The organism is Saccharothrix sp. ST-888, assembly GCF_000955975.1.
Classification (GTDB): domain Bacteria; phylum Actinomycetota; class Actinomycetes; order Streptomycetales; family Streptomycetaceae; genus Kitasatospora.
The window spans coordinates 1-212 of the sequence record NZ_JYJF01001173.1 but is presented as its reverse complement, the minus strand read 5'-3'; the positions used below and the strand labels follow the sequence as shown (position 1 = coordinate 212).

Below are 212 nucleotides of genomic sequence, written 5' to 3'. Positions count from 1 at the left end.
GGCCCCAGGTCTGAGCCTGCGTCGGGTTCTCCAGGCGGTCCGCCCGGCCGGTGGACACCGCGCCGCGCGTCACGCACCAGACCGGGGAGCGCACCCCGGCATCGCCCAGCGCCTGCACCAGCAGGCCGGTGGCGGCGAGGCCGGCGGGCATCGCCGGGTGCACCGGGTGCGGGGCCTCGTCGAGCGCGAGCAGCGCCACGACACCTGCCGGT

At 78.8% G+C, this 212-nt stretch carries 1 protein-coding gene; it reads right to left on the bottom strand.

The features are described from left to right. The coding region (locus UK12_RS36130; protein WP_197085455.1) for a hypothetical protein at nucleotides 1-199 on the bottom strand (199 nt) is incomplete at its 3' end. Nucleotides 200-212: the final 13 nt, after the last annotated feature.